This window comes from Kitasatospora sp. NPDC003701 (genome assembly GCF_053587085.1).
On sequence record NZ_JBSFNM010000001.1, the window covers coordinates 173,973 to 195,619 of the forward strand.

Here is a 21,647-nt window from a genome sequence, read left to right on the forward strand (position 1 = left end):
GGTGCGCCGTGTACGCGGCCTATCGGCAACGGCGGCGCACCGCCCCCACGTTGACGGATCGCCAACTGTTCGCGGCATGGGAGGAGGCGGACGCGTGGCGGTGTATCTACTGCGACCGCCCTTGGAGCGAGCGTGAACACGTCGTTCCCCTTGCCCGAGGGGGGCGGGATGTCCTCGGGAATGTCTGGCCAGCGTGCGCGGAGTGCAATGCGAGCAAAGGTGATGCGGACCTGTGGGAGTGGCTGGCCCCCCGGTTCGCCAATCCCTCACGTGAGGGATTGGGCCTGTCGGCCCGGGGCGTGTCGCAATCCCTCACGTGAGGGATTGGGGGTCTATGGTGGTCTCACCTCCTCCCAGCGGATGAGAGCGGCCCGGGTTGGTAACAACTCCCTGGGAGTCAGATGTGGCGCAGGTGAGTTTGCAATCTGTTTACGCGATGTTGCAGAGTGTTGAACGTTGAACCGGGAGTGTCCCGGTGGTGACAGAGGAGGGAGGTAACGCCATGGGGCGACCCGCATTCGCAGCGTTCGCGACCGGCCCCATGGCGATTGCGTGCACACGCCGGTATCGGCTGCGCAGGATCGCCCGGGTTCGGGCGCGCTTGCTGGCCGAGGGCATCATCACGCCTGCCACCGCCCCGGCGTTCTATGCCGGTTTCTGCGGCGGCTCGCAGCCTGCCGTGACCGAGCGGGCGTTCACGGTCGCCGGGCCCCTTGTTGGCCCCGCCGTGCGCCTCGCGCGCCTCTACGCGGTGATGGCGCGTGCCGCTCGCCTGGTTGCTGGCACGGGGGGACGCCGTCCCCTCCCGATCTTCCGCCGCAAGCTGGCTGTGACGCTTGCGCGCGTCCGGACGGCCCTCGCCGCCCTTCGCGTCAGGAGCCTTGCCCAGGTGCTGCCCGGCCTCGCCGGAGCGGCTAGGGCAAGCGCGTAGCGCGTATCCCAACCCAAGCCCCTATCTCCGGCTAGCACTCGGCGGGTAGGGGCTTCGTCATGCCCCGGCAACGGCTGACCTAACGGGCCGTGTCCGGGGCTTCGCCATGCCTGGGTAGCGGTCGACCTTGACGGGCCGTGTCCCGGGCACCGCCATGCCCAAATCCGGCAGGTCGTGCGGGCCATCTTCACGCCCCGACCTATGACGCGCACATGCCAAAGCGCGTGCCGGGCCCGGCGTTAACCGCCGCTCTTCAACCCCCTCGAACAGCCCGAAGCACGCAGAAAGACACGCACGTGATCACCAATGAACTGATTCTCCAGGCCCAGGCTGACGTCCGCCCCGAGGCCGGAGGGCGCCCCGCCGTCGAACTCATCCTCGCCGAGCTGGAACGCGCCGCCCTGGCCATCGCCCGCAAGCGCGCGGAGCGGACGGACGGCGACCAGGTCGAGGCCGCTAAGGATCTCGCGCAGGATGCCCGCCTGGCGTTCTGGGAAGCTCTCATGGCATGGGACGTGACCGCCGACAACTCGGCCGAGTTCACGACCTACGCGATTGGGTGCGCGACCGGCAAGGTCAGTGATGCTGCTCACTCGGACGGCCCGGTGTCCTCGGCCATCGCGAAGCGGTACGGCCGCGCGCTCAAGGCGAGCGAGGGCGACCACGAAGCGGCCCGGGTCTACGCCATGTCGCCCGACCGGGCGGATCAGCGCCTCTCCGAGGACGCCGTAATGCTGGCCCAGCAGGCCCTTGCAGGGGTCGCCCGGATAGACGCTGGCGGCCAGGACGCCGAGGACGCCATGGCGGCCTCTGTGGCCCCGTTGCAGGACGCATGGGCCGAGGAGCAGGGCGATCTGCCGGAGTACATGCTGTACCCGCTCGACCTGTCCCGGGACGCTGTGCGCTGCAAGGGCGTTCGGACGACCGGCGGCGGCTCCGGCAAGCGGAAGCGCGGTGCCATCGTGGACCCCACCACCGAGGCGCAGAACCGCGCCATGAACCGTGAGGTTCAGGGCATGGCGGGTGTGGCGCTGCTGGGGAAGATGAGCCCGACCAACCGCCGAATAGCTGAGCTGGCGTTCGGCTTCGAGGGCGCGCCGATGCTGCTGCCGGACGGCCGCATGGACGGCAAGGCCGTGGCCTCCGTCCTCGGCAAGACCGAGGGCACCGTCAAGGCGTCGTGGTCCCGGGAGGCCAAGAAGCTGCGCGGCGGGGTGCCCGTCGCCAAGTCGGCCCCGCGCAAGGCAATGCCGATCCTCGGCGCTGTCCGCAAGGTCGAGCCGATCGACCATCCCACGCGGTACGTCGAGCCGACCGTTCCCGAGGGCACCCGCGCCGAGTCTGCGGCCAACCGCCGGAACCGTCCGGAGGGCACTCCTCTGGTCGCCAAGACCTCCGAGGAGCGCGAAGAGTACGGCGTCAAGATCGCCCATCTCGTCGAGCAGTACGGCCCGGTGGAAGAGGTCGAGGAGGAGGCCGCCGTGCCCACGGAGTGGGAGAACCGCGCGTGGGAGGACTTCAACCACCCCGAACAGTTCGACCGCTTCACCCGCACGCCGGCTGATCTGGCGCTCATGCTGCGTCAGATCCGGGAGTACTTCGCCTACGGGTCGCCCGTCATGGAACGGCTTGCCGTTCGGGATGCCCGCCGCCGCGCCAACGTCTGAGGAGAGATCACATGCTGTGCAACGCCTACGCCGCCGCCCGGATGATCGATGCCCCGATGGTTCCCGGGCCGCCCGTGAAGCTTCCCGACGACCCGGCCCGCCTCGCGCGGGCGCGGGCCGCGACTCCGGCCGCCCCCGCCGCCGGAGAGACGTACAAGGAACTGCTGGCCCGCCTGGGCCTGCGCTAAGGAGTGAGTGTGTCGTGAGCAAGTACCTGACCCCCGAGGATGCCGCGCTGGCCGGTGCCTCCGTGCTGGACCAGTGGGACCGCGAGGAGCTGGACGCCCTCCGGGACCGGGCAGACGCCGAAGACTGAGCGACCCTCAGAGGAGAGAGATGCCGCACACCTTCCCCTGCAAGTACGACGGCCCCGGCGACAAGCTTGACGTGACGACGCACGCGAACGGGGACGTCGTGCTGACCGTCGTCAACCTGCCTGACGGGCTGGCCTCCGTCTACCTGGACCCGGCCGACATAGACGCTCTGGTCAACGCCGTCAAGGATGCCGAACGCCAGGGGCGTTCGCTGGCGGAGTCCGCCACCCCGGCGGCCATTCCCTCACGTGAGGGATTGTCAGGGAGCATCGGCAGTGTCGACCCTGCGGCCGTCCCGTTCCTGAACACCATGCTCCCGCAGCCGGGCACCGAGGGCCGGGAGCGGGCGTTCCATCGGGCGACCGAACTTCTGGGCAAGGACTCCTCTCTTGAGTCCCGTCTGATGATGGCGCGGTTCCTGATGTCCGGGGATGCGCGGTGACTCGCGAGGAGGCGTTGAACTGCGCTCAGAAGATGGCCACCGAGATGGCCACGAACGCCCGAGGCTACATGGACGGGGTGACCTACGCGGCCCGGGTGGAGGCGACCATGCGCCTGGCCCAATTCCTGTACGAGGGGGCCCCGTTGGCGATGCGTTCCGGATGCTCGGCCAACTGCTCCGGGCCCTGCTGTTCCCCGTGACCGAGGAGAGAGGCAAGTGAACCGCGGAATTGCGCGGGCAGGGGTGGCGGCGGGCGTGATGCTCGCCGCCGCCACCGTGCTGACGGGGTGCGGAGACGGCCGGCGATGCCTTGAGCATGCGTCAACTCTGCACACCACAACAACGATCGTGAACAACGTACCCCGGGTGCAGGTGGTCCCGGTGGTCTACTGCGTGAGGTACGAGGAGAGCAGCAAGTGAGAGGCATTGGGATCATCGGCCGGGCCCGGACAGGCAAGGACACTGTGGCCGCCCGCCTGGCGGACGAACACGCCTTCGTACGAGTGGCGTTGGCCGACCCGCTCAAGTGCATGGCGTACGACGTGAACCCGGTGGTGGCCTATGAGCCATGCGGCATGGGGCACTTGCCCGTGTACCTCCGGGACGTGGTGGACCGATGGGGTTGGGAGTCTGTCAAGGACCGATACCCCGAGGCACGCCGGTTCCTACAGCGCCTCGGCTCGGAGGGGGTTCGCGAACACGTCGGCACCACGTTCTGGCTGGATCAGCTCTGCGACGACATCGACGCCGCGCCGAGCACGCCGTTCGTGGTGCCGGACGTGCGATTCCCCAACGAGGCTCGGGCACTGCTCCGCCGGGGGTTCGCGCTCGTCTACCTTGCCCGGCCCGGCATCGCCGAGGACGGCGCACACTCCAGCGAGACGCTGGGGCGGGAACTGTGTACCCATGTTGTCCTGAATGACGGCACCCTGACCGACCTTCACCGCAAGATTGACGAACTCGTAAGTGAGGCAAGCTAGATGACGATCCGACACCGAGTGATTGCAGCCCTCGGGGCCGTGCCGGCCGAGGCGTACAACCTGCTGGCGGAGGAGTACGAGGAGATGCGGCACCGGGCCGAGGCGTACGGGGCTTTCGACACCCCATTCCCCGAGGCTTGCCCGACCGCGCGACGCCTCCGGCGGGAGCATGCCGCAGACGCCCGGGTCCGGAACGAGGTGCCCGGCTACAGGGACGACCTCCCGTCCATGAGCTAGAGTGACGGCACCGCAGCCAAACAAGGGAGACGCCATGAAGTCCGGCACGTTCGTCTACATTCGCGAGGGTGACGAGAAGGACGCTTGGGGGGTCGTCCGCCTGGTGAGCGATGGTGACTACCATGTGGCCATCGCAGACGGGCGTGATGTGCGTCTCTTTGAGCGGGGGGAGCTGCGCAAGCCGCGCCGAACCCCCGAGTGGTGGACCGGCTGATCCGCCAAGCGAGTTACGGCCCGGCATCCCCCTGGGGTGCCGGGCCTCTTTGTGTCTGGAGTCCAAGCCAATCCCTCACGTGAGGGATTGGCTTGTTCGCCCCCGCTGCACGACTGGACCCCTCGGGCCCCGACTTCGGTCGGGGCCCCTTTTCTTTTAGGGCTAAATCTTTACTTAGCCAAACTAATGGCACTCGAACGGGTCAACGTGCGAGGCTGGTCACTCGGGGCGAAAATGTGACCATGGGTGACGACATAGGCCCCAGCTCACGTCGGCCCCCAGAGGGCTTGCGACAGGCCCTCAGGGGCCCCGAAGAGCCCAATGTGGTGATGCTCGTAGAAGAGTCCGAGGACGGCGGGAGTGGCTGGTTCACGGCCCCGTCGCCTTGGCCAGACGTGCCGACTACCCCTGTCGAGCTGTGGATCAGTTCGCACGCCGAGCTGGCGCGGCACACGCGGACGGTGGTGAGCATGTCCGAACGTATGTACTGGATACCCGGAGGGCGTAAGGCGCTGCTGTTCCGGGTGGTCATGCGACACAAGGCGTCCGGGCGCCTGCTCGCTCTGATGGCACGTCAGTGGGATCCGCTGAACCGCCGGTACTTCGTGGTGGGGGAGGACTACGTGGAGCCTCCGCCGGACGGGCAACCCTGAGCGGGCGGGTCGTCAGCCATGACGAAACCCCGCCGCCCCGGGGAGGGGTCGACGGGGTGCCGAGGGGGCCGTCAGGGGCCGTTAGACGGTGCCGAAGTCTCCGGCCCGGACGCCCGCGAGGAAGGCCGCCCATGCGGCCGTGGTGGGCTCCAGGACGGGGCCCTGGCGGTCCTTGCTGTCCCGTACCGGAACAACGCCCTCGGTGGCGGCGACGTTGGCCGCTACTTCCACGCACTCTCCGCCGTCGCCCTGGCTGTACGTGCTGGTTTTCCAGTCGCGTGGGGGCTGGCGCCAATCGACAGTCAGGACGGGGGTGGTGGTCACGTTCACAAGCTCCCTCATTGCACGGCGGATCACTGCGGCGGAATCCGTGCCGTTCAACGCGGCCCGCCGAAGCCGATCATAGGCCCGGGAGTGTTCCGCCGCCTTGCCCGCATCCGTGATGAAACGACCACTCCCAAGGCTTTCCGCGTAGACCAGCGTCGAGCCGTTCGGGAGGCTCAGGAGGTGGAACCCTCCGTTACCCGTCTGCTCGCCCAACTCCCGTTGCGCGATGTGTACCTGAATGTTCGGGTGTCTCTCGGACACATTCAGGAGGTGGTCGAGCTGGTCACGCATGACCAACCGGCCGCCAACGTGCTGCCAGATCACACCCTCGTCCACTATGGCCACCAGCTCTGGCCCGTCGGGGTCGAGGAAGCGCGCCTGTCGGAGCAGTCGCGCTTGAACGGTCTGCTCGATTTCGTCGGGGTCGTCGTCCGGGCTCAGGTGTCGAACGAGTGCTCGCGCGTAGTCGGCAGTCTGGAGCAGTCCCGGAATCCGCTCGGTGTGCAGGCCCCTGATTCGGAGCGCTTCCGCTTCCTTGGCGGCGTAGGTCCGGAACCAGTCCGGGTGATCGAGGATCGACCAGTCCACGTCGTCCCATAGTCGGGTGAGCTGGCCGTTGGTGCCCAACAGGGAGTCGCACGACACCGCGTAGGTGCGGGCGGGCCGGAGTCGCAGCCCGTCCACCTTGCGAACGTAGCTGTCCGACACGTGCACCGCGTCGGCGAACGCGCCGGACGTGGTGTACCCCCCGGCCCGTCGCAAGTCCTTGAGAAGCCATGCGAACGTCTCCGGCTTCACCTTCGTCGCTAGTGGCTTACCTGCCATACGCGCAACCCCATTCGTGACAGTCCGATATTTCCCAGACGCAATGTCGCCAAGCCCTTACCCAGAGGAGTTGTCTGTATCACACCTCAACGTAAGGAGATGGCCCCCCATGGACATCGACCCTCCCCCCGTTGTCGTGGTGACGTCCCCCCGGCGTCCTCCGGGTAAGCGGGCGACCGCCGAGCTGGCGCACGCCTGTCTGAGTGAGTATCAGACGGCGCGGGCGTCGGCTCGGCCGGACCCGTTCCAGTACGCCCCCCTGGGCTGGGAGGAGGCGGCGCAGCGTGGACGGCCGTAGCTCCCTCGCGACCCTTCCCCCTGCCCCCGACGCGTTCGCCGGAACGGGGCTGGAGTGCGCGGACTGCGCCAAACTGGCGGACGCGCTCCGGCAGTACCCCGCCGAGACCCACCCCACCATCAGCCGTCTCGTTCACCTCAGCCTCGGTGAGCATCTCCGAGACGAGTGCCAGGTGATTCCTGATGAGTCGTGAACTCCCGCCGCCCCCCGCCGACGAGGCGCAGGAGAAGGACGACCAGGCCGAGCCCAAGTCCCACCTTGAGCCGGTAGTTGAGTCGCTGACCCTGCGGCGCCTCCAGCGGGCAAGCCACGCGATCAACGCCCGCCACCGGTGGGCGCAGAGCTTCATGTCCCCCAGCTAACGGGACATCCCCGGGTGTGGTCACGCACGCCCGGGGAGCCAGGCGCCGGCCGACCGGTCGGCGCCTCAACTATGGGGAGGAGTAAGGACATGCCGAGCACGGAGACGCGTTCGCGAGGGGTTGAGCTGCTGCTCGACGGCCCGTTCTACGCGTACGCGGAGGACATCACCAAGCGCATGATGATGGCCAACCCGGTGTTCACCCCGGCGTACGTCCGCAAGCTGGTCAAGTCCTGGGCGGACGTGGCCACGCTGGCTGTCGAGTACGACGCGGACGACCTGTTCGCCGTCACGCCGCACATGGCCGAGGTGTCCAAGGCCGCTGAATCGCTGCCCCGAATGCTGGTCTCGTTCATGAGTGCCATCGGTAACGGGCGGTTCGTGCAGCGGGCGGCCCCCCAGGAAAACGCGACCATCGAGGACTTGGTGCGGACCCGCATCGCGTTGGTGACGCGGGGGTTCGGTGCCGACGTCGACGTGTGGGGGGTGGCGTGAAGTCCTGGCACGTTCCCGTCTCGATCACCGTCACCCGGAACCACCGGACCGGCGACGTCGTCGCGGTGACCTGTCCCCGGAGCGACTGTGCCCGGACGGTCCTGGTGGCCGATCGTCGGCTGTCTCCTCACACGAGGAACGCGCTGGCTGCCGAACTGTCCTGGTGCCCCCTGAGCGGCATCGAAGTGCGAGACGGGGCGCACCCCGGCCCTGTGGGCGACGTTGCCTGGCTGACGGCCCGTCTGGCGGATGGCAAGAGGGCGTGAGCGTTCTCCCTTGGTGGCCGCCGCCCCGCCGTCGCCCCCTCCGCCGCTACCACTCCGGCCGTCCTCCCGACAGAGGGGAGTCCCCGGAAGCACACCCGACGCTAGAGAGAGTGCAGCATGCCGAACCACCCGCTCGCGCACACGACGTGCGAACCGAGCGCCAACCGGGCGGAGGGCGCGGACGTCCCGGTGCAGCAGACGGCGGACGATCTCCCCGCCCCGCCCGAGGAGGAGGACCAGGGCGCGACGCTCGCGGCCCTCCTGATGGCGGGCATCACCGTGGCCCCGGACCCGGAGATCACCCCGGCGGGGATAGCTCAGTGCTTGGGCGTCGAGTGCCCGCACGAGGACGACGACCGGTGCGACTGCCCCGACGAAGATGAGTGTTTGTGGGAGACCGGGGACGGGGAGGCCCTGCCCCCGGAACTACTCGCCCACGACATGGCCGCGCACGGCCGGGAGACGGGCCACACCCGGTTCGTGCAGTACCTCGCCACTCACGTGACGGTGTCCACCGAGGACGCCGCCGAGACCGCCAGCACGACCACTCCCGAGGAGGAACCGTGAGCGAATACGACGAGTACCGGGACGCCGCCGAGCGCCCGAAGCCGAAGCACAAGCAGCAAGACTCCGGTGGCAAGCACAGCAAGCCGTCCGACAACCAGGCGTCCGGGGAGAACCCCGGGTGCATGGTGGTCGGGGCGCCCGTCGTGGTCGGCATTGGGATGGTCGTTACCCTGGTGGTCTCGGTGTGGCGCAGGGCCCGCTAGGACGCGCGAAGGTGGACGACGAGATGGACGACAGGCAGCGACGCTTGGAGACCGCCTTGAGTGGGCTGTCGGCCGAGGAGTTCGAGCGGGTCGCGCCGCGCATCCGTAACGCGGACATCGGGGCCGGGGTGGCTGAGGAGGAGTACTTGAGCTACCGGATCGCGGCGGCCCGGAGAGCCCTCGGACACCCTGAGCCGAAGATGGGCAGGGCGGCCGTCTGGGCGCTGGTGATCCTCGCTGCTGCCATCGTCACGTGGCTGGCGGTCTACAACGTGGGGCGCTGACCCAACCGCCCCTCTACCGGCCCCGTTCGCGCGTCCCCCCAAGACGCACGGGCGGGGCCTTTCGCATCTAGTGAGAACGGAAGATCGTGGGGAAGTTCGAGAAGATCCCTGAGCCGGTTGGCAGTGCCCGCGCCGATCTGATCGCCGCCTATGCCGCCGGGGCTAGCTTGAAGAAATTGGGGCGCCAGGTCGGGGTGTCCGCCCCGACCATGAGCACGTGGTTCGACAGGTGGGGCGTCCTCAAGCGGAAGAACAAGAGCAGTCGTCCGGCCACCCCGGAGTTCCACAGTCGCCTGCCTGAGCGGGAGCCGCCGGAGGTGGACCGAGCGCTTGTCGAGAAGCAGCACGCCGAAGGTGTGGGCCTGGGCAGGATCGCGAAACAGCAGGGTGTGACTCCCCACTGTTTGCGGGCCCTGTACCGCGCCTGGGGGCTTCACATCCGGAATCCGCGCGAGGCCGCCGCCGCCCGGTGGGAAGCCGAGAACCAAAAGCTCAACAGCTATCGGCTTTTCCCGTAGTACCTGGTGCAACACGTAGGCCAGAAAGGGGAGATGGAGCCCCGCGGCCCCGTCGGACCGAGTGCCGGCGGGGCCGTCGTTCGTCGGGGGGAGAGTCGACGATTCCCGCACGTCGAGGGTGGGTTGGTGGTTAGCCTGCCCGCATGACTGATCAGAGCAGCCAGGACGACGGCCGGTGGATCATCTCTACCGACCAGTGGGTGACCGAGGTAGAGACGGGGCACGTGTACCCGAGGGGGAAGAGCCCGGCGGAGGCGGTGGCGGTGGTCGAGCCGGGCAGTGCTGAGTACCCCGTGAGGCTCCGGCCGTTCTCCGGGCCGATCCCACAGATCGACTTCAAGGACCCCATGACGGCGGGCGCCTACCTGCTGGGGAACGTGGACGGGGTGGCCTACGTGATCGACCCCCCTCCGGCTGAGCCCGGAGACTGGGCGCCGGGGCCGCGCAGGGTGGCGTCAACGGCCTCCGAGGAGGCCGAGGACCCCGAGGGCGTCACGAACGAGGTAGAGGCCGCGTGGCTGGCTCTGTGCGCCGCGATGAACCGCCTGGAAGAGCTGGGCGAGCTGGCGGACGGCGTCCCCGTTCAGGGGCGGAGGGCGTCCGTGGAACAGCTCGGGGACGCCCTGGTGGTCACGGAGGACGGCGGGGTGGACCCGGACCCCAAGCGCACAGAGTGGGTGGTCGTGGGCAAGGACTACCACTACGGGTCGAGGGTGCTGGACGTCGTCACGGGGGTGATGGGCCGAGTCACGGCCGAGCAGCGGGTGAAGATCGACACGACCGTTCGGATCTACCTGGATGAGATGGCGACGGTTCCCGAGGGCACCCCGGCCTACGTCCCGTGCCCGAACCCGGCGTGCGGGCACACGGTCCATGTGCTCCCGAACGGGGGGCTTCCCCGGCACCGGATCAAGGGCCTCGGTGACATGTGCCCGATGGGCGACCAAGGTGACAAGCCCGGGGGTTTGTGGCTGGCGGACACCGAGGAGGAGTGAGCCGAGGGGCCCCGGTCGGCACTGCGCCTACCGGGGCCCCTGGCGTTGGCCGTAGGGTGTACATACGTCCGCGCGACTTCGGGAAGTTCCACGGCATCACCGCCAGCACCACCCCCATCGGGCGGTAGCGGACGTAGGCGCGGGCGGCGCCGGAGTCGGCGACGTCGGCCGGGGCGGGGTGCTCGTCGGCGAGCAGCGCCTCGGCGTTCTCGGCGTACCAGCGCATCGCCTTCGCACACTTGGCGGCCTCGGCACGGGCGGCCGTCAGCGGCTTGCCCATCTCCTCGGTCATCGTGCGGGCGACGGCCTCCCGGTCCTCGTCCAGCAGGTCGGCGGCGCGGCGCAGCAGCTCGGCGCGGTACGCGAAGGAAGTGGTGCGGTAGGTCTGGAACGTCGCGTCGGCGCGGGCCAGCCGCTGCTCGATGCCGGCGGCGTCCAGCGCTTCGAAGGTCTCCAGGGTCTCGCCGGTCGCGGGGTTGACGCTTGCGATGGCCATGCGGTGGGCTCCCAGGTGTCCGTGGGGGGTTGCTCCGGAGTCGTTGCTCCACCCTCGCCGACACCCCGCCCCGAGCGCACCACCGCCGCCCGGCGTGTCCCGCCGGGCGCCGGTCGTTCCGGCCTCACTCCGGGAGCGACTCCACCCGCGCGGCGGCCCCGCGGGCGCGGGCACCGGCCCTGGTCCGGCCGGCCGTGACCAGCCGGTTCGGGAACCGGTGCAGGTACTCCGCCTCCAGCTGCCCGGTCCGCAGGGTGTGCCGCTTCAGGGCCTCCTCCGACCCGTACAGGAACGTCTCGTGCCTGGTCCGGTGCAGCTGCTCCAGCTCGTGCAGCAACGTGTCGTTGCCCAGGGCGTGCGCGGAGATGCCCTCGGGCCTGATGTGCGGAGCGTCGTCGGCGTGCCGCATGTCCACTACCTCCTCGGCGCGGGCCCCCAGTACCCGGGTGCCCCGTCACCGTGACCGGTACACCAGGTGCGGGGCTCGCCGGAGTACCGGCGGGAAGTCCCGTACGGGCAGTGTCGTCGCCCCCGGCGGCTTCCGCCAGGCGGGCGGCCCCGCCGCCACGGGTGGCGCGGGGGGTGCGCGGGATCTGCCCTCCGGGGTGGCGGGGGGTGGGCGGATCGTACGATGACTATCTGGCGTCCCTTTCATTCCCCTCCCAGAGCTCGGATCGATCACTCATGCCGCTCCCCAAGGCCGAACTCCACCTGCACATCGAAGGCACCCTGGAGCCCGAGCTGGCCTTCGCGCTCGCCCGGCGCAACGGTGTCGCGCTCCCGTACGCCGACACCGAGGAGCTGCGCCGGGCGTACTCCTTCAGCGACCTGCAGTCCTTCCTGGACCTGTACTACGCGCTGATGGCGGTGCTGCGCACCGAGGACGACTTCGCCGACCTCGCCGACGCCTACCTGGCCCGGGCCGCCGAGCAGGGCGTGCGGCACGCCGAGATCTTCTTCGACCCGCAGGCGCACACGGCGCGCGGCGTGCCGCTCGGCGTGGTGGTGGAGGGCCTCGGCCGGGCGCTGGAGCGCAGCGAGGAGCGGTACGGGATCAGCACCCGCCTGATCATGTGCTTCCTGCGGGACGAGTCCGCCGAGTCCGCGCTGGAGACCTTCGAGGCCGCCCGGCCCCACTTCGGCCGGATCACCGGGATCGGGCTCGACTCGGCGGAGGTCGGCCACCCGCCGGCCAAGTTCCGCGAGGTCTACCGGCGCGCCGCCGAGGCCGGGCTGCACCGGGTCGCCCACGCGGGGGAGGAGGGCCCGGCGGCGTACATCACCGAGGCCCTCGACGTGCTGGGCGTGGAGCGGATCGACCACGGCCTGCGCTGCCTGGAGGACCCGGCGCTGGTCGACCGGCTGGTCCGCGAGCAGGTCCCGCTGACCCTCTGCCCGCTCTCCAACGTGCGCCTGCGCTGCATCGACACGCTGGCCGACCACCCGCTGCGGGAGATGCTCGCGGCCGGCCTGCTGGTCACCGTCAACTCCGACGACCCCGCGTACTTCGGCGGCTACGTCGACGACAACTTCCGCGCCGTCGGGGAGGCCTTGGCCCTCGCGCCCGAGACGCTGCGCCTGCTCGCCGCCAACTCCTTCCGCGCCTCCTTCCTGGACGAGGACCGCCGCGCGGCCCTGCTGGCCGAGGTGGCGGCCTACGCGTTCGAGCCCGCCGGCGACTGACCCGCGCCGGGGGCGCCCGCCCGCCCCTCCCCGGTCCGGTCGTAGTGCAGCAGCACGACGCCGTTGGGGAAGGGGCGGGTCTCGCGCAGGGTGAGGGCGGTGAGGTGGTCGGCGGAGGGGAAGAGGGGCTTGCCGCGGCCGATCAGGACGGGGTGGACGTAGAGCCGGAACTCGTCGATCAGGTCGAACCGCAGGAAGCCGGCGATGAGGTCCGCGCCGCTGACGACGAGGTCGCCGCCGGGGCCGTCGGTGAGGGCGGCGACGGTGGCGGGGGAGACCTCGCGGACGATCGTGGTGTTCCAGTCGGCGTGCCGCAGCGTGCGGGAGAAGACCGTCTTCGGCATGGTGCGCCAGATCTCGGCGAACTCCTTCACCACCGCGGGGCTCGCCGGGTCGCGGTCGGCGGTCGGCCAGAAACCGGCCATCAGCTCGTAGGTGACCCGGCCGCTGAGGAAGCCGCCCATCGGGGCGAGCGCCCGGTTGAGGTGGGTGTGCAGCTCCTCGTCCACCCGGTGCCAGCCGATGTCGCGGTCCGGGCCCTCGATGTAGCCGTCGAGGGAGATCGACATGAAGAGGATGATCTTTCGCATGGCGCCCTCACCGGGGTGGTCCCCGGCTCCGGGCCACGACGGGCCCGGAGCCGACGGGAGGCTCGGGGGCCTCCGGCAGCCGGAGGCCCTCAGACCAGAGTGCTCCAGTAGTACCAGAACCGGTTGAGGATCAGCAGCGCGATCACCGCGTACCAGAGCGCCGGCACCACCCAGTGGTAGCGGGCGGCCTCGCGCACCGCCGGGCGCAGGGCGCGCGGGGTCGGGATCACGCCGGAGCGCAGATTGTGCAGGGTGGTGTACCAGAACAGCGGGATCATCGTCGCCCAGACCACCATGCAGTACGGGCAGAGCGCCCCGATCCGGTACAGCGCCTGGTACATCAGCCAGGTCACGAAGCCGATCCCGAAGACCGTCCCGGCCTGGAGGCCGAGCCAGAACCAGCGCCGGTACGTCGCCCCGGCCAGCAGTCCGGCGCCGATCGCGACCACCACGGCGAAGCCGACCAGGCCCAGCAGCGAGTTGGGGAAGCCGAAGGCCTCGGCCTGGTCGCTGCGCATGATCGAGCCGCAGCTGATGATCGGGTTGATGTTGCAGTTGGGGACGTACGACGGGTCCTTCAGCAGCCGGATCTTGTCCAGCGTGAGGACGGCCGAGGCGAAGAGCCCGACCGCCCCGCCGATCAGCAGCAGGAGGGCGAAGGGCCTGCTCGCGCCGTGACCGCGGGCGGGCGCGGCGACCGGGGCGGCGGGCGTCATCCGGTCACCTGCTTGACCATCGCGGTGAACCGCTCGGGCGTGACGGGCGCGCCGTTCGTGAAGACGTCGAGCTTGGTGCCGTCCAGCTTCACGGTCGGGGTGCCGGTGACGCCGCTCTTGTCGAAGGCCTTGTTCACCTGGTTGGCCCACGGGGCGTAGGTGCCGTCCTGGACGGCCTTGACGAAGGCGTCCGTCTTCAGGCCCGGCACCTGGCCGGCCAGGTCGAGCAGCCGGTTCACGTCGGCGAAGCCGTCGGTGCGCTCGTCGGGCTGGTTGGCGTACAGCACGTCGTGGAACTGCTTGAACTTGTCGACGCCCTCGTTGAGCGCCGCGCCGGCGGCGGCCAGCGCGGTGCGCGAGCCCTTGCCGCCCAGGCCCTGGTCCAGGAACGTCGCCAGGTGGTACTCGATCTTGTAGGTGCCGTCGTCGGCGAGCTGCTGGATGGTCTTGCCGTTGGTGGTCTCCAGCTGCTCGCAGTACGGGCAGCGGAAGTCCTCGTAGATCTCCAGGGTGTGCGGGGCGTCGGCCTTGCCGTAGGTGATCACGGTGCCGTCGGCGCCGCCCGCGTTGGCGGGGGTGACCAGCGGGCCGGCGGCGGCGGTGTCACCGGAGCCGGAGGAGCCGCCGACGGCGAAGGCCACGCCCGCCGCCAGGGCGAGGACGGCGGCGGAGGCGACGCCGACCACGGTCCGGCGGCGGATCCGGGCCGCCCGCTCCGTCCGCTCGCGCTCCTCGCGCATCCGGTCGGTGGCGGCGCGGCGGGCGGCGTTCCTGGTGGGCTCGGCGGCGGCGTTGGGCGTGGTGGGGCGGGGCTTCTTGCTCATGGCGGGTGTCGTCCTGTGCTCTCGGTCGGTGGGACGGGCGGGCGCGCACGGGCGCGCGGCGGGAACGACCGGCGGAGAAAGCGGGGGGAGGGGGTTCTCAGCAGGCCGGAGCGGGCACCGGAGGCCCGCGACGGACGGCGGGGCTGAGCAGGACGTCCTCGACGGGGACGCGGACCCGGCTGGCGCGCGGGAAGGGCATCCGCACCGTCGGACGGGCCGGAACGGGCGCGGTGAGCAGCAGCAGCCAGCGGCCGGCGGCGGCCAGGAAGCGCTGCGCGAAGTCTCCGAGCACCCGCGCGGAGCCGGCGAGGCCGCTCAGCGCGGCGTCGGCGCGGCGCAGCCAGAAGGCGGCGGCCAGGGCGATCGCGCAGTGCAGCGCCAGGAGCACCAGCAGGCCGACGGAGCGGGGGACCTCGTGGCCCAGCAGGGCCCCGCCGAGCGAGCCGCCGCCGCACAGCAGCGGCTCGAAGCCGCGGGCGGAGCCGGGCGGGAGCGTGGGGCAGGTGCTCTGGGCGAAGCCGAACAGCGCGCTCAGGCCCAGCTCCAGCGGCAGGAACACCGCCGCGATCGCCGGGTAGCCGCGCTCGGAGCCGGCGAGGGCGAACGCCACCGCGAAGACGGCGCCGCCGGCCACGGCCAGCGTGCCGAGCGGCAGCGGGCGTCCGGTGACCAGCACCTGGCCGAGCCCGGCGAGCAGCACGACCAGCGCGGCGAAGATCGCCGCGCGAAGCGTCCTGGGGGCCGGGCCGGTGCTCATGGCATCCGAGTCTGCCACAGGTTGAATGGTGGACGACCGGGCCGACGGGCTCCTGTGAAGATCCTCACGGCTGCTCTGAGCTGGGCTTATCCACCTCTTATGCGCCGGGGCGCGGCCGGCCGGCCCTACGCGGTGGGTGCGCTGCGCGGTGTCGGCCCTGCGCGGCGGCGTCGGCTCTACGCACCGGCCTTACGCGGCGGCGGTCCGGGCCTCGACGATCTCCCGGAAGAGCTCCAGGTCGGCGCGGACCACCCGCTCGATCGCCCCGGCCTGGGCAAAGCCGCGCGGCCCGCCGAACACCTGCTGCACCGCCTCCGGGTCGTACTCGACGCGGATCTGCAGCCGGGTGTGGCTCCGGTCGAGCGGCAGCAGCGCGAACGCGCCGTGCAGCTGCAGGCCGTCCAGCGTCCGCCAGGCCATCACCCGGCCCCGGCCCCGGTCGGTGATCTCGGTCTCCACGTCCCGCTCGGTGCCGTCGACCTCCACACCGAGGTGCGCGAGGTTGCTGCCGTGCGGGTACGCGCTGCGCACCCCGCCCACGAACCGCGGGTAGTCGTGGACCCGGTGCAACTGCTCCCAGGCCGCCAGCACCGGGGCATCGATGTCGATCTGCTCCTCGAGCGTGCTCATGACGGGGCCGGACCTCCTCGGGTGGTGGGCTCTCCGTGGTGCGCGGGCACCTCCAGCCTGCGCCCCCCGGCCACCGCGGGGCAACGGCGGCCGCGGCGCAACGACCCCCGCGGCGCAACGACTGCCGCGGGGCAACGGCGGCCGCCGGACCGGCGGGCGGGTGCCGGAGGTCTGCGCGAGACTGGGCGCATGCCGGAGCTGCCCGAGGTCGAGGCCCTCAGCGCCTTCCTGTCCGAGCGGCTGACCGGGCGGGTGATCGCCCGGGTTCAGCCGGTGGCCATCAGCGCCCTCAAGACCTACGACCCGCCGGTGACGGCGCTGGAGGGGCGGACGGTCGGCCCGGTCACCCGGCACGGGAAGTTCCTCGACATCGAGGCCGGCGGCCTGCACCTGGTCGTCCACCTGGCCCGGGCCGGCTGGCTCCGCTGGAAGGACAGCCTGCCGGCCGAGCCCCCGCGCCCGGGCGGGAAGAACCCGCTGGCCCTGCGGGTGCGGCTGGACGGGCCCGCGGGGGACGGCTTCGACCTCACCGAGGCGGGCACCAAGAAGGGGCTGGCGGTGTACGTGGTGGCGGACCCGGCCGACGTCCCCGGTGTCGCCAGGCTCGGCCCGGACCCGCTGGACCCGGACTTCACCCTGGCGGACTTCACCGCCCTGCTGCAGGGTGAGCGGCGCCGGCTGAAGGGCGTGCTGCGGGACCAGAGCGTGCTGGCCGGGGTCGGCAACGCCTACTCGGACGAGGTGCTGCACGCGGCGCGGATGTCGCCGTACAAGCTGGCGTCGAGCCTGACGGAGGCGGAGACGGCCCAGCTGTTCGAGGCGCTCGGCGCCACGCTGCGCGAGGCGGTGGAGCGTTCGCGCGGGCTGGCGGCGGGGGAGCTGAAGGCGGAGAAGAAGCTCGGGCTGCGGGTGCACGGCCGGACCGGACAGCCGTGCCCGGTCTGCGGGGACACCGTGCGCGAGGTGTCGTTCGCCGACTCCTCGCTGCAGTACTGCCCGACCTGCCAGACCGGCGGCAAGCCGCTCGCGGACCGGCGGCTCTCGCGGCTGCTGAAGTAGCGCGCGCCACCGGGGAGCGGCGGGCGTCGTCGATGGCGCCCCGGGCGGCGGGCGGGATCGCGCCGCCCCGGGGCGTCGGCGGTCTAGAGCTTCCGGGCGACGCCGCCCCAGTAGTAGGCGGCGGTCGGGTCGGCCGGCGGCTCGCCGTCCGGGCGCCAGGCCATCACGGGGGAGACACCGGGCTCGATCAGCTCCCAGCCGTCGAAGAACCGGGCGACCTCCTCGCGGGTGCGCGGGACGAGGGTCATCCCGCCCGCCCGGGCCGCCTCGGCGACCTTGGCGACGCTCTCCGGGTCGAAGTCCTGGGTGGGGTGGGTGAGCGCGAGGCAGCTCCCGCTGGGCAGCGCGTCGCGCAGGGCGGCGACCTTGGCCCACGGGTCGTCCTCGTCCGCGACCAGCATCAGGACGGCGATCATCAGCAGGCCGACCGGCCGGTCGAGGTCCAGCGTGGAGGTGAGCGCCGGGTCGCCGAGCAGCTCGGCGGGCTTGCCGAGGTCGGCGTGGATGTAGGTGGTGCGGCTGGCCGGGGTGGAGACCATCAGCGCACGGGCGTGGGCCAGCACGATCGGGTCGTTGTCCACGTAGACCACCCGGGTGCCCGGGCTGACCGCCTCGGCGATCTCGTGGGTGTTGGGCGAGGTGGGGATGCCGGTGCCGAGGTCCAGGAACTGCTGGATGCCCTGCTCCCGGGCCAGGTAGCGGACGGCGCGGCCCTGAAAGGCCCGGTTCTCCTTGGCCATCGCCTTCACGCTGGGGACGGCCTGCTCGATGGCCTGTCCCATGGCGCGGTCCGGCGGGAAGTTGGTCTTCCCGCCCAGCCAGTAGTCGTACACGCGTGCGGAGTGCGGAGCGCTGGTGTCGACGCCGAAGCGCTCCCACTGGCTCAGCTCGACGGCGTCGTCCTGGGGCAGGTCGGAGAAGTCCTGACTTGTCGTCATGGCCACGTCCTCTGAAGACAGATCATCACACTGGGGAGGTCAGCGTAGCGGTACGGCCGGAACGGCTGTCGCCCGGTCCGCCGGGCCGGGGTGGATCTGGGCCGTCGGAGTGACGCTGGGGGCCGTCGGGGTTGCTGGTGGGAGGCGCGACGGTTCACGGGGGAAGCATTGATCATGCTGTCTGATCGTCATACTTCGCGTAGATTGCTGCTGGTCGCGGCCGGGATGTCGCTGCTCGGGGTCGCCGGCTGCCGGGGATCGCAGGGAGCGGACGGCGGGAGTGCCGCGCCGGGCGCCGAGGCGGCCGGTGCGGCGTCGGACGCGCCCGCCGCCGCTCCGGCCTCGGGCCCCTCCGCCGCTTCGGCTCCCCCGACCGCTTCGGCTCCCCCGACCTCGCCGGCCCCCTCCGCCGCGCCGTCCGTCCCGCCGTCCGCGGCGCCGTCGGCTGCCGTCGCCTCCGGCTCGCCGGTGGCCGCGCCCCGGAAGGTGAGCGCCGCCGAGAGCAAACCGGTGTACGAACTCGACGCCGAGCGGAAGGTGGTGGCCCTCACCATCGACGACGGCCCGGACCCGCGGCACACCCCGACCGTGCTGGCCCTGCTGGAGCAGTACCGGATCCGGGCCACCTTCTTCCTGATCGGCGAGAACGCCGTCGAACACCCCGACCTGGTCCGGGAGATCGCCGCCCGGGGCCACCACATCGCCAACCACACCTGGACCCATCCGGACCTGCGCAGTCTCTCCGACGCCAAGATCAGGGACGAGCTGGAGCGGACCTCGGACCTGCTGAACAAGGCCACCGGGAAGCCGCCGACCTGGTTCCGCGCGCCGGGCGGCGACTGGTCGACGGTCTCGCTCAAGATCGCCGCCGACCTCGGGATGCGGAACATGGCCTGGTCGGTGGACCCGCGCGACTGGGCGCGACCAGGCACCGCCGTGATCACCGACCGGATCCTCAAGGACGTCCGCCCGGGCGCGATCGTGCTCAACCACGACGGCGGCGGGGACCGTTCGCAGACGGTGGCGGCGCTGAAGACCTACCTGCCGGTGCTGATCGACTCCGGGTACTACTTCACCGCGCCGCCGGGGTGAGAAAGGCACATGGAAGGGAAAGTAGCGGCTATTCCTGCTAAACCACTCGAAAGGGTGGATTGGGAGAACCGTTTCTGCGATTTCTGGGCCTCTAGGGTGATAGCGCATCACTTCCCCAGGTACCACTGCGTACCGCCCTGAAAGGGCCCACCCCCATGCGTCTCCGCAACACCGTCCTCGCTGCCGCCAGCGCGGTCGCCCTCGTCCTCGCCGTGCCGACCTCCGCCGGTGCCGCCACCGGTGACTTCCTGTACAAGGTCGGGCGCGGCACCCCGGCCGCGCTGGTCGACCCGGAGAGCGAGAAGTGCATCGACCTCCTCGGAGCGACCGACGAGGATCCGGCCTTCGCGCCCGAGAACTTCACCACCTCGACCGTCGTCGCCTTCCTCGAGTCCGGCTGCAGGGGCGACGTCTACCGCGTGATGAAGCCGGGCACGAGGCTCGGCAACCGGCTTCACCTGCGCTCCGTGTTGTTCTCCTGAGGGTGGGCAATTCCGGCGAAGTGCGGGACAGTTCGGTGATTGGTTGAGACCATTCCGGTGAACCGACACCGGGAGCGGCCTTGCTGACACGAATCGCCGGGCTGTCCGCCCGGGCCCGCGGACTGCTGACCGTCCTCGCCGTGCTGCTCCTCGCGGCGGCGGGCTTCGGCGTCCACCACGCGCTCGGCCCGGGGAGCACCGCCACCGCGCCGGTCGCACCGGGCGGCCCGCGCACCGGTGACCGGATCGTCCCGGCGCCGCTCGCCGCCACCGCCGGTCCGGGCCCCGGCTACCGCCTCTCCGAGCGGACCGCGGTGCGGGTCGACGCCGCCGGGGAGCAGGCCGCCGAGGTCCGGCGGATCGCCGGGCAACTGGCCGAGGAGCTGCGGCGGCCGACCGGGTACCCGCTGGACGTGACGGACGGCGGGCCGGCCGACGGCATCCGGCTCGCCCTCGATCCCGCCCTGCCGGCGGAGACCGGCACCGAGGGGTACCGGCTCACCGCGGACGCCGAGGGCGTCCGGATCGCCGCCCGCACCCCGGCCGGGCTCTACCGGGGCACCCAGACGCTCCGTCAGCTGCTGCCGCCGCAGATCGAGAGCCGGGTGCCGGTGACCGACGCACCGCAGTGGACGGTCGCCGCCGTCGCCGTCGACGACCGGCCGCGCTACGCCTACCGGGGTGCGATGCTCGACGTGGCGCGGCACTTCTTCACCCCGGCCGAGGTGAAGGGGTACATCGACCGGCTGGCGTTGTACAAGATCAATCACCTGCATCTGCACCTGAGTGACGACCAGGGCTGGCGGATCGAGATCCCCGGCCGGCCCGCGCTCACCGCCGTCGGCGCGAGCAGCGAGGTCGGCGGCACGCCCGGCGGCTTCTACACCGCCGCCGACTACCGGGAGATCGTCCGCTACGCGCAGGAGCGCTACCTCACCGTCGTCCCCGAGATCGACCTGCCCGGGCACAGCAACGCGATCCTCGCCTCCTACCCCGAGCTGGACTGCACCGGCAGCGCGCGGCCCTGGCCGTACACCGGGATCGAGGTCGGGTTCAGCACGGTCTGCCCCACCGGGGAGGCGGTGTTCGCCCTCACCGGCGAGGTGATCGCCGAGATCGCCCGGCTCACCCCCGGCCCGTACCTGCACATCGGTGGCGACGAGGTGCGCGCGGTGGCGCCCGAGGCCTACCGGGACTTCGTCCGGCGGGTCGGCGCCCAGGTGGTCGCGGCCGGCAAGACCCCGGTCGGCTGGAACCAGACCGCGCCGGCCGCCGGACCGGGCGGGGTCGGGCTGCTGCAGTACTGGGACGGCAAGGGCCGCGACCAGGACGTCCGGGACGCGGTCGGGCGCGGCGCGCAGGTGATCATGTCCCCGGCGGGCCGGAGCTACCTCGACATGAAGTACGAGGCCTCGTACCCGCTCGGACTGCGCTGGGCCGGGACGATCGACGTCCGGTCCGCCTACTCATGGGACCCGGACACCCTGATCGACCTGCCGGCCGGCTCCGTCCTCGGGGTGGAGGCGCCGCTCTGGACCGAGACCCTGGACACCCCGCAGCAGCTCGACCTGATGCTGCTGCCCCGGCTGCCGGCGCTGGCCGAGCTCGGCTGGTCGCCGAAGGCGGGCCACGACTGGGCGCGGTTCAGGCAGCGGCTCGCCGAGGAGGGCGCCCGCTGGACGGCGGCCGGCTTCGGGTACGAGAAGCGGTCGGAGGTCCCCTGGCCGGCGCGGTAGCGCGGGCGCCCCGTGGCGGGTGTGCGGGCCGGGGCTCCGGTGGCCTGGGGGAACGCGGGCGGGCGGC

At 71.3% G+C, this 21,647-nt stretch carries 30 protein-coding genes and 1 pseudogene; 22 read left to right on the top strand and 9 right to left on the bottom strand.

Annotated features, from left to right (window positions below):
- Positions 1-8: 8 nt before the first annotated feature.
- The 10 genes from ACWDRR_RS00765 (at position 9) to ACWDRR_RS00810 (ending at position 5,438) form a co-directional block, all read left to right on the top strand.
- Positions 9-320, top strand: coding sequence for an HNH endonuclease (locus tag ACWDRR_RS00765; RefSeq protein WP_449769990.1), 312 nt, complete (start codon positions 9-11; stop codon positions 318-320).
- Positions 321-502: 182 nt separating this feature from the next.
- Complete coding sequence (locus ACWDRR_RS00770) at positions 503-931, top strand: hypothetical protein (protein WP_449769991.1); 429 nt, start codon at positions 503-505, stop codon at positions 929-931.
- A gap of 296 nt (positions 932-1,227) precedes the next feature.
- Complete coding sequence (locus ACWDRR_RS00775) at positions 1,228-2,598, top strand: hypothetical protein (RefSeq protein WP_449769992.1); 1,371 nt, start codon at positions 1,228-1,230, stop codon at positions 2,596-2,598.
- A gap of 11 nt (positions 2,599-2,609) precedes the next feature.
- On the top strand, positions 2,610-2,786 hold the full coding sequence (locus ACWDRR_RS00780) for a hypothetical protein (protein WP_449769993.1): 177 nt from the start codon (positions 2,610-2,612) through the stop codon (positions 2,784-2,786).
- Between the two features lie 148 nt (positions 2,787-2,934).
- Positions 2,935-3,354, top strand: a complete 420-nt coding sequence (locus ACWDRR_RS00785; RefSeq protein ID WP_449769994.1) for a hypothetical protein — start codon at positions 2,935-2,937, stop codon at positions 3,352-3,354.
- Positions 3,355-3,386: 32 nt separating this feature from the next.
- A complete protein-coding gene (locus ACWDRR_RS00790) occupies positions 3,387-3,554 on the top strand; it encodes a hypothetical protein (protein ID WP_449769995.1) in 168 nt (55 codons plus the stop codon).
- Between the two features lie 216 nt (positions 3,555-3,770).
- The gene (locus tag ACWDRR_RS00795) at positions 3,771-4,334 is read left to right on the top strand and encodes a deoxynucleotide monophosphate kinase family protein (RefSeq protein WP_449769996.1); all 564 of its coding nucleotides are present in this window, start codon (positions 3,771-3,773) and stop codon (positions 4,332-4,334) included.
- An 18-nt stretch (positions 4,335-4,352) separates the two neighbouring features.
- Positions 4,353-4,571, top strand: a complete 219-nt coding sequence (locus ACWDRR_RS00800; RefSeq protein ID WP_449769997.1) for a hypothetical protein — start codon at positions 4,353-4,355, stop codon at positions 4,569-4,571.
- Positions 4,572-4,605: 34 nt separating this feature from the next.
- The gene (locus ACWDRR_RS00805) at positions 4,606-4,785 is read left to right on the top strand and encodes a hypothetical protein (RefSeq protein WP_449769998.1); all 180 of its coding nucleotides are present in this window, start codon (positions 4,606-4,608) and stop codon (positions 4,783-4,785) included.
- 470 nt (positions 4,786-5,255) lie between these two features.
- Positions 5,256-5,438 (top strand): hypothetical protein, encoded by a 183-nt coding sequence (locus tag ACWDRR_RS00810; protein ID WP_449769999.1) that lies wholly within the window; start codon positions 5,256-5,258, stop codon positions 5,436-5,438.
- Between the two features lie 81 nt (positions 5,439-5,519).
- On the opposite strand, the gene ACWDRR_RS00815 is transcribed toward ACWDRR_RS00810, so the two are convergent.
- Entirely contained in the window at positions 5,520-6,590 is a 1,071-nt protein-coding gene (locus ACWDRR_RS00815; protein WP_449770000.1) for a Scr1 family TA system antitoxin-like transcriptional regulator, read from the bottom strand.
- A 480-nt stretch (positions 6,591-7,070) separates the two neighbouring features.
- Here ACWDRR_RS00815 and ACWDRR_RS00820 point away from each other — a divergent pair, with 480 nt between their 5' ends.
- The 7 genes from ACWDRR_RS00820 to ACWDRR_RS00850 all read left to right on the top strand — a co-directional run bounded on the left by ACWDRR_RS00820 (position 7,071) and on the right by ACWDRR_RS00850 (position 10,577).
- Positions 7,071-7,250: a hypothetical protein gene (locus ACWDRR_RS00820; RefSeq protein WP_449770001.1), complete on the top strand. Its 180-nt coding sequence runs from the start codon at positions 7,071-7,073 to the stop codon at positions 7,248-7,250.
- 89 nt (positions 7,251-7,339) lie between these two features.
- Positions 7,340-7,744 carry a hypothetical protein gene (locus tag ACWDRR_RS00825; protein ID WP_449770002.1) on the top strand — a complete coding sequence of 135 codons (405 nt, stop codon included), beginning with the start codon at positions 7,340-7,342 and terminating at the stop codon, positions 7,742-7,744.
- Positions 7,745-8,127: 383 nt separating this feature from the next.
- Positions 8,128-8,577 carry a hypothetical protein gene (locus tag ACWDRR_RS00830; protein WP_449770003.1) on the top strand — a complete coding sequence of 150 codons (450 nt, stop codon included), beginning with the start codon at positions 8,128-8,130 and terminating at the stop codon, positions 8,575-8,577.
- Positions 8,574-8,780, top strand: coding sequence for a hypothetical protein (locus tag ACWDRR_RS00835; RefSeq protein ID WP_449770004.1), 207 nt, complete (start codon positions 8,574-8,576; stop codon positions 8,778-8,780). Before ACWDRR_RS00830 ends, ACWDRR_RS00835 begins: the two co-directional genes overlap by 4 nt.
- Before the next feature lie 11 nt (positions 8,781-8,791).
- Complete coding sequence (locus ACWDRR_RS00840; protein ID WP_449770005.1) at positions 8,792-9,064, top strand: hypothetical protein; 273 nt, start codon at positions 8,792-8,794, stop codon at positions 9,062-9,064.
- An 86-nt stretch (positions 9,065-9,150) separates the two neighbouring features.
- Positions 9,151-9,582 (top strand): hypothetical protein, encoded by a 432-nt coding sequence (locus tag ACWDRR_RS00845; RefSeq protein WP_449770006.1) that lies wholly within the window; start codon positions 9,151-9,153, stop codon positions 9,580-9,582.
- Positions 9,583-9,725: 143 nt separating this feature from the next.
- Positions 9,726-10,577: a hypothetical protein gene (locus tag ACWDRR_RS00850; protein WP_449770007.1), complete on the top strand. Its 852-nt coding sequence runs from the start codon at positions 9,726-9,728 to the stop codon at positions 10,575-10,577.
- 79 nt (positions 10,578-10,656) lie between these two features.
- Here the strand turns inward: ACWDRR_RS00850 and ACWDRR_RS00855 are convergent.
- Together ACWDRR_RS00855 and ACWDRR_RS00860 are read right to left on the bottom strand one after the other, a co-directional pair.
- Positions 10,657-11,073: pseudogene (locus ACWDRR_RS00855) on the bottom strand (aldehyde dehydrogenase family protein); the annotation flags it as partial.
- Positions 11,074-11,197: 124 nt separating this feature from the next.
- Positions 11,198-11,482 (bottom strand): DUF6158 family protein, encoded by a 285-nt coding sequence (locus tag ACWDRR_RS00860; protein ID WP_449770008.1) that lies wholly within the window; start codon positions 11,480-11,482, stop codon positions 11,198-11,200.
- A 275-nt stretch (positions 11,483-11,757) separates the two neighbouring features.
- Here ACWDRR_RS00860 and ACWDRR_RS00865 point away from each other — a divergent pair, with 275 nt between their 5' ends.
- Positions 11,758-12,756: an adenosine deaminase gene (locus ACWDRR_RS00865; RefSeq protein WP_449770009.1), complete on the top strand. Its 999-nt coding sequence runs from the start codon at positions 11,758-11,760 to the stop codon at positions 12,754-12,756.
- Here ACWDRR_RS00865 and ACWDRR_RS00870 read toward each other — a convergent pair.
- From ACWDRR_RS00870 to ACWDRR_RS00890, 5 genes are all read right to left on the bottom strand, one after another.
- Positions 12,729-13,346, bottom strand: coding sequence for a dihydrofolate reductase family protein (locus ACWDRR_RS00870; protein WP_449770010.1), 618 nt, complete (start codon positions 13,344-13,346; stop codon positions 12,729-12,731). The two genes, ACWDRR_RS00865 and ACWDRR_RS00870, sit on opposite strands and share 28 nt — an antisense overlap.
- A gap of 89 nt (positions 13,347-13,435) precedes the next feature.
- Positions 13,436-14,062 carry a vitamin K epoxide reductase family protein gene (locus ACWDRR_RS00875; protein WP_449770011.1) on the bottom strand — a complete coding sequence of 209 codons (627 nt, stop codon included), beginning with the start codon at positions 14,060-14,062 and terminating at the stop codon, positions 13,436-13,438.
- Entirely contained in the window at positions 14,059-14,886 is an 828-nt protein-coding gene (locus ACWDRR_RS00880) for a DsbA family protein (RefSeq protein WP_449770012.1), read from the bottom strand. Before ACWDRR_RS00880 ends, ACWDRR_RS00875 begins: the two co-directional genes overlap by 4 nt.
- Positions 14,887-14,983: 97 nt before the next feature.
- Positions 14,984-15,643, bottom strand: a complete 660-nt coding sequence (locus ACWDRR_RS00885; RefSeq protein WP_449770013.1) for a hypothetical protein — start codon at positions 15,641-15,643, stop codon at positions 14,984-14,986.
- Positions 15,644-15,832: 189 nt separating this feature from the next.
- On the bottom strand, positions 15,833-16,273 hold the full coding sequence (locus tag ACWDRR_RS00890) for an SRPBCC family protein (RefSeq protein ID WP_449770014.1): 441 nt from the start codon (positions 16,271-16,273) through the stop codon (positions 15,833-15,835).
- A gap of 189 nt (positions 16,274-16,462) precedes the next feature.
- Here ACWDRR_RS00890 and ACWDRR_RS00895 point away from each other — a divergent pair, with 189 nt between their 5' ends.
- Positions 16,463-17,332, top strand: a complete 870-nt coding sequence (locus ACWDRR_RS00895) for an Fpg/Nei family DNA glycosylase (RefSeq protein ID WP_449770015.1) — start codon at positions 16,463-16,465, stop codon at positions 17,330-17,332.
- Between the two features lie 83 nt (positions 17,333-17,415).
- On the opposite strand, the gene ACWDRR_RS00900 is transcribed toward ACWDRR_RS00895, so the two are convergent.
- Positions 17,416-18,270, bottom strand: coding sequence for an SAM-dependent methyltransferase (locus ACWDRR_RS00900; protein ID WP_449770016.1), 855 nt, complete (start codon positions 18,268-18,270; stop codon positions 17,416-17,418).
- A gap of 174 nt (positions 18,271-18,444) precedes the next feature.
- On the opposite strand from ACWDRR_RS00900, the gene ACWDRR_RS00905 reads away from it, so the two are divergent.
- From ACWDRR_RS00905 to ACWDRR_RS00915, 3 genes are all read left to right on the top strand, one after another.
- Positions 18,445-19,362, top strand: coding sequence for a polysaccharide deacetylase family protein (locus tag ACWDRR_RS00905; protein ID WP_449770017.1), 918 nt, complete (start codon positions 18,445-18,447; stop codon positions 19,360-19,362).
- Between the two features lie 155 nt (positions 19,363-19,517).
- Positions 19,518-19,844 (top strand): hypothetical protein, encoded by a 327-nt coding sequence (locus ACWDRR_RS00910; RefSeq protein WP_449770018.1) that lies wholly within the window; start codon positions 19,518-19,520, stop codon positions 19,842-19,844.
- 80 nt (positions 19,845-19,924) lie between these two features.
- Entirely contained in the window at positions 19,925-21,580 is a 1,656-nt protein-coding gene (locus ACWDRR_RS00915) for a beta-N-acetylhexosaminidase (protein ID WP_449770019.1), read from the top strand.
- Positions 21,581-21,647: the final 67 nt, after the last annotated feature.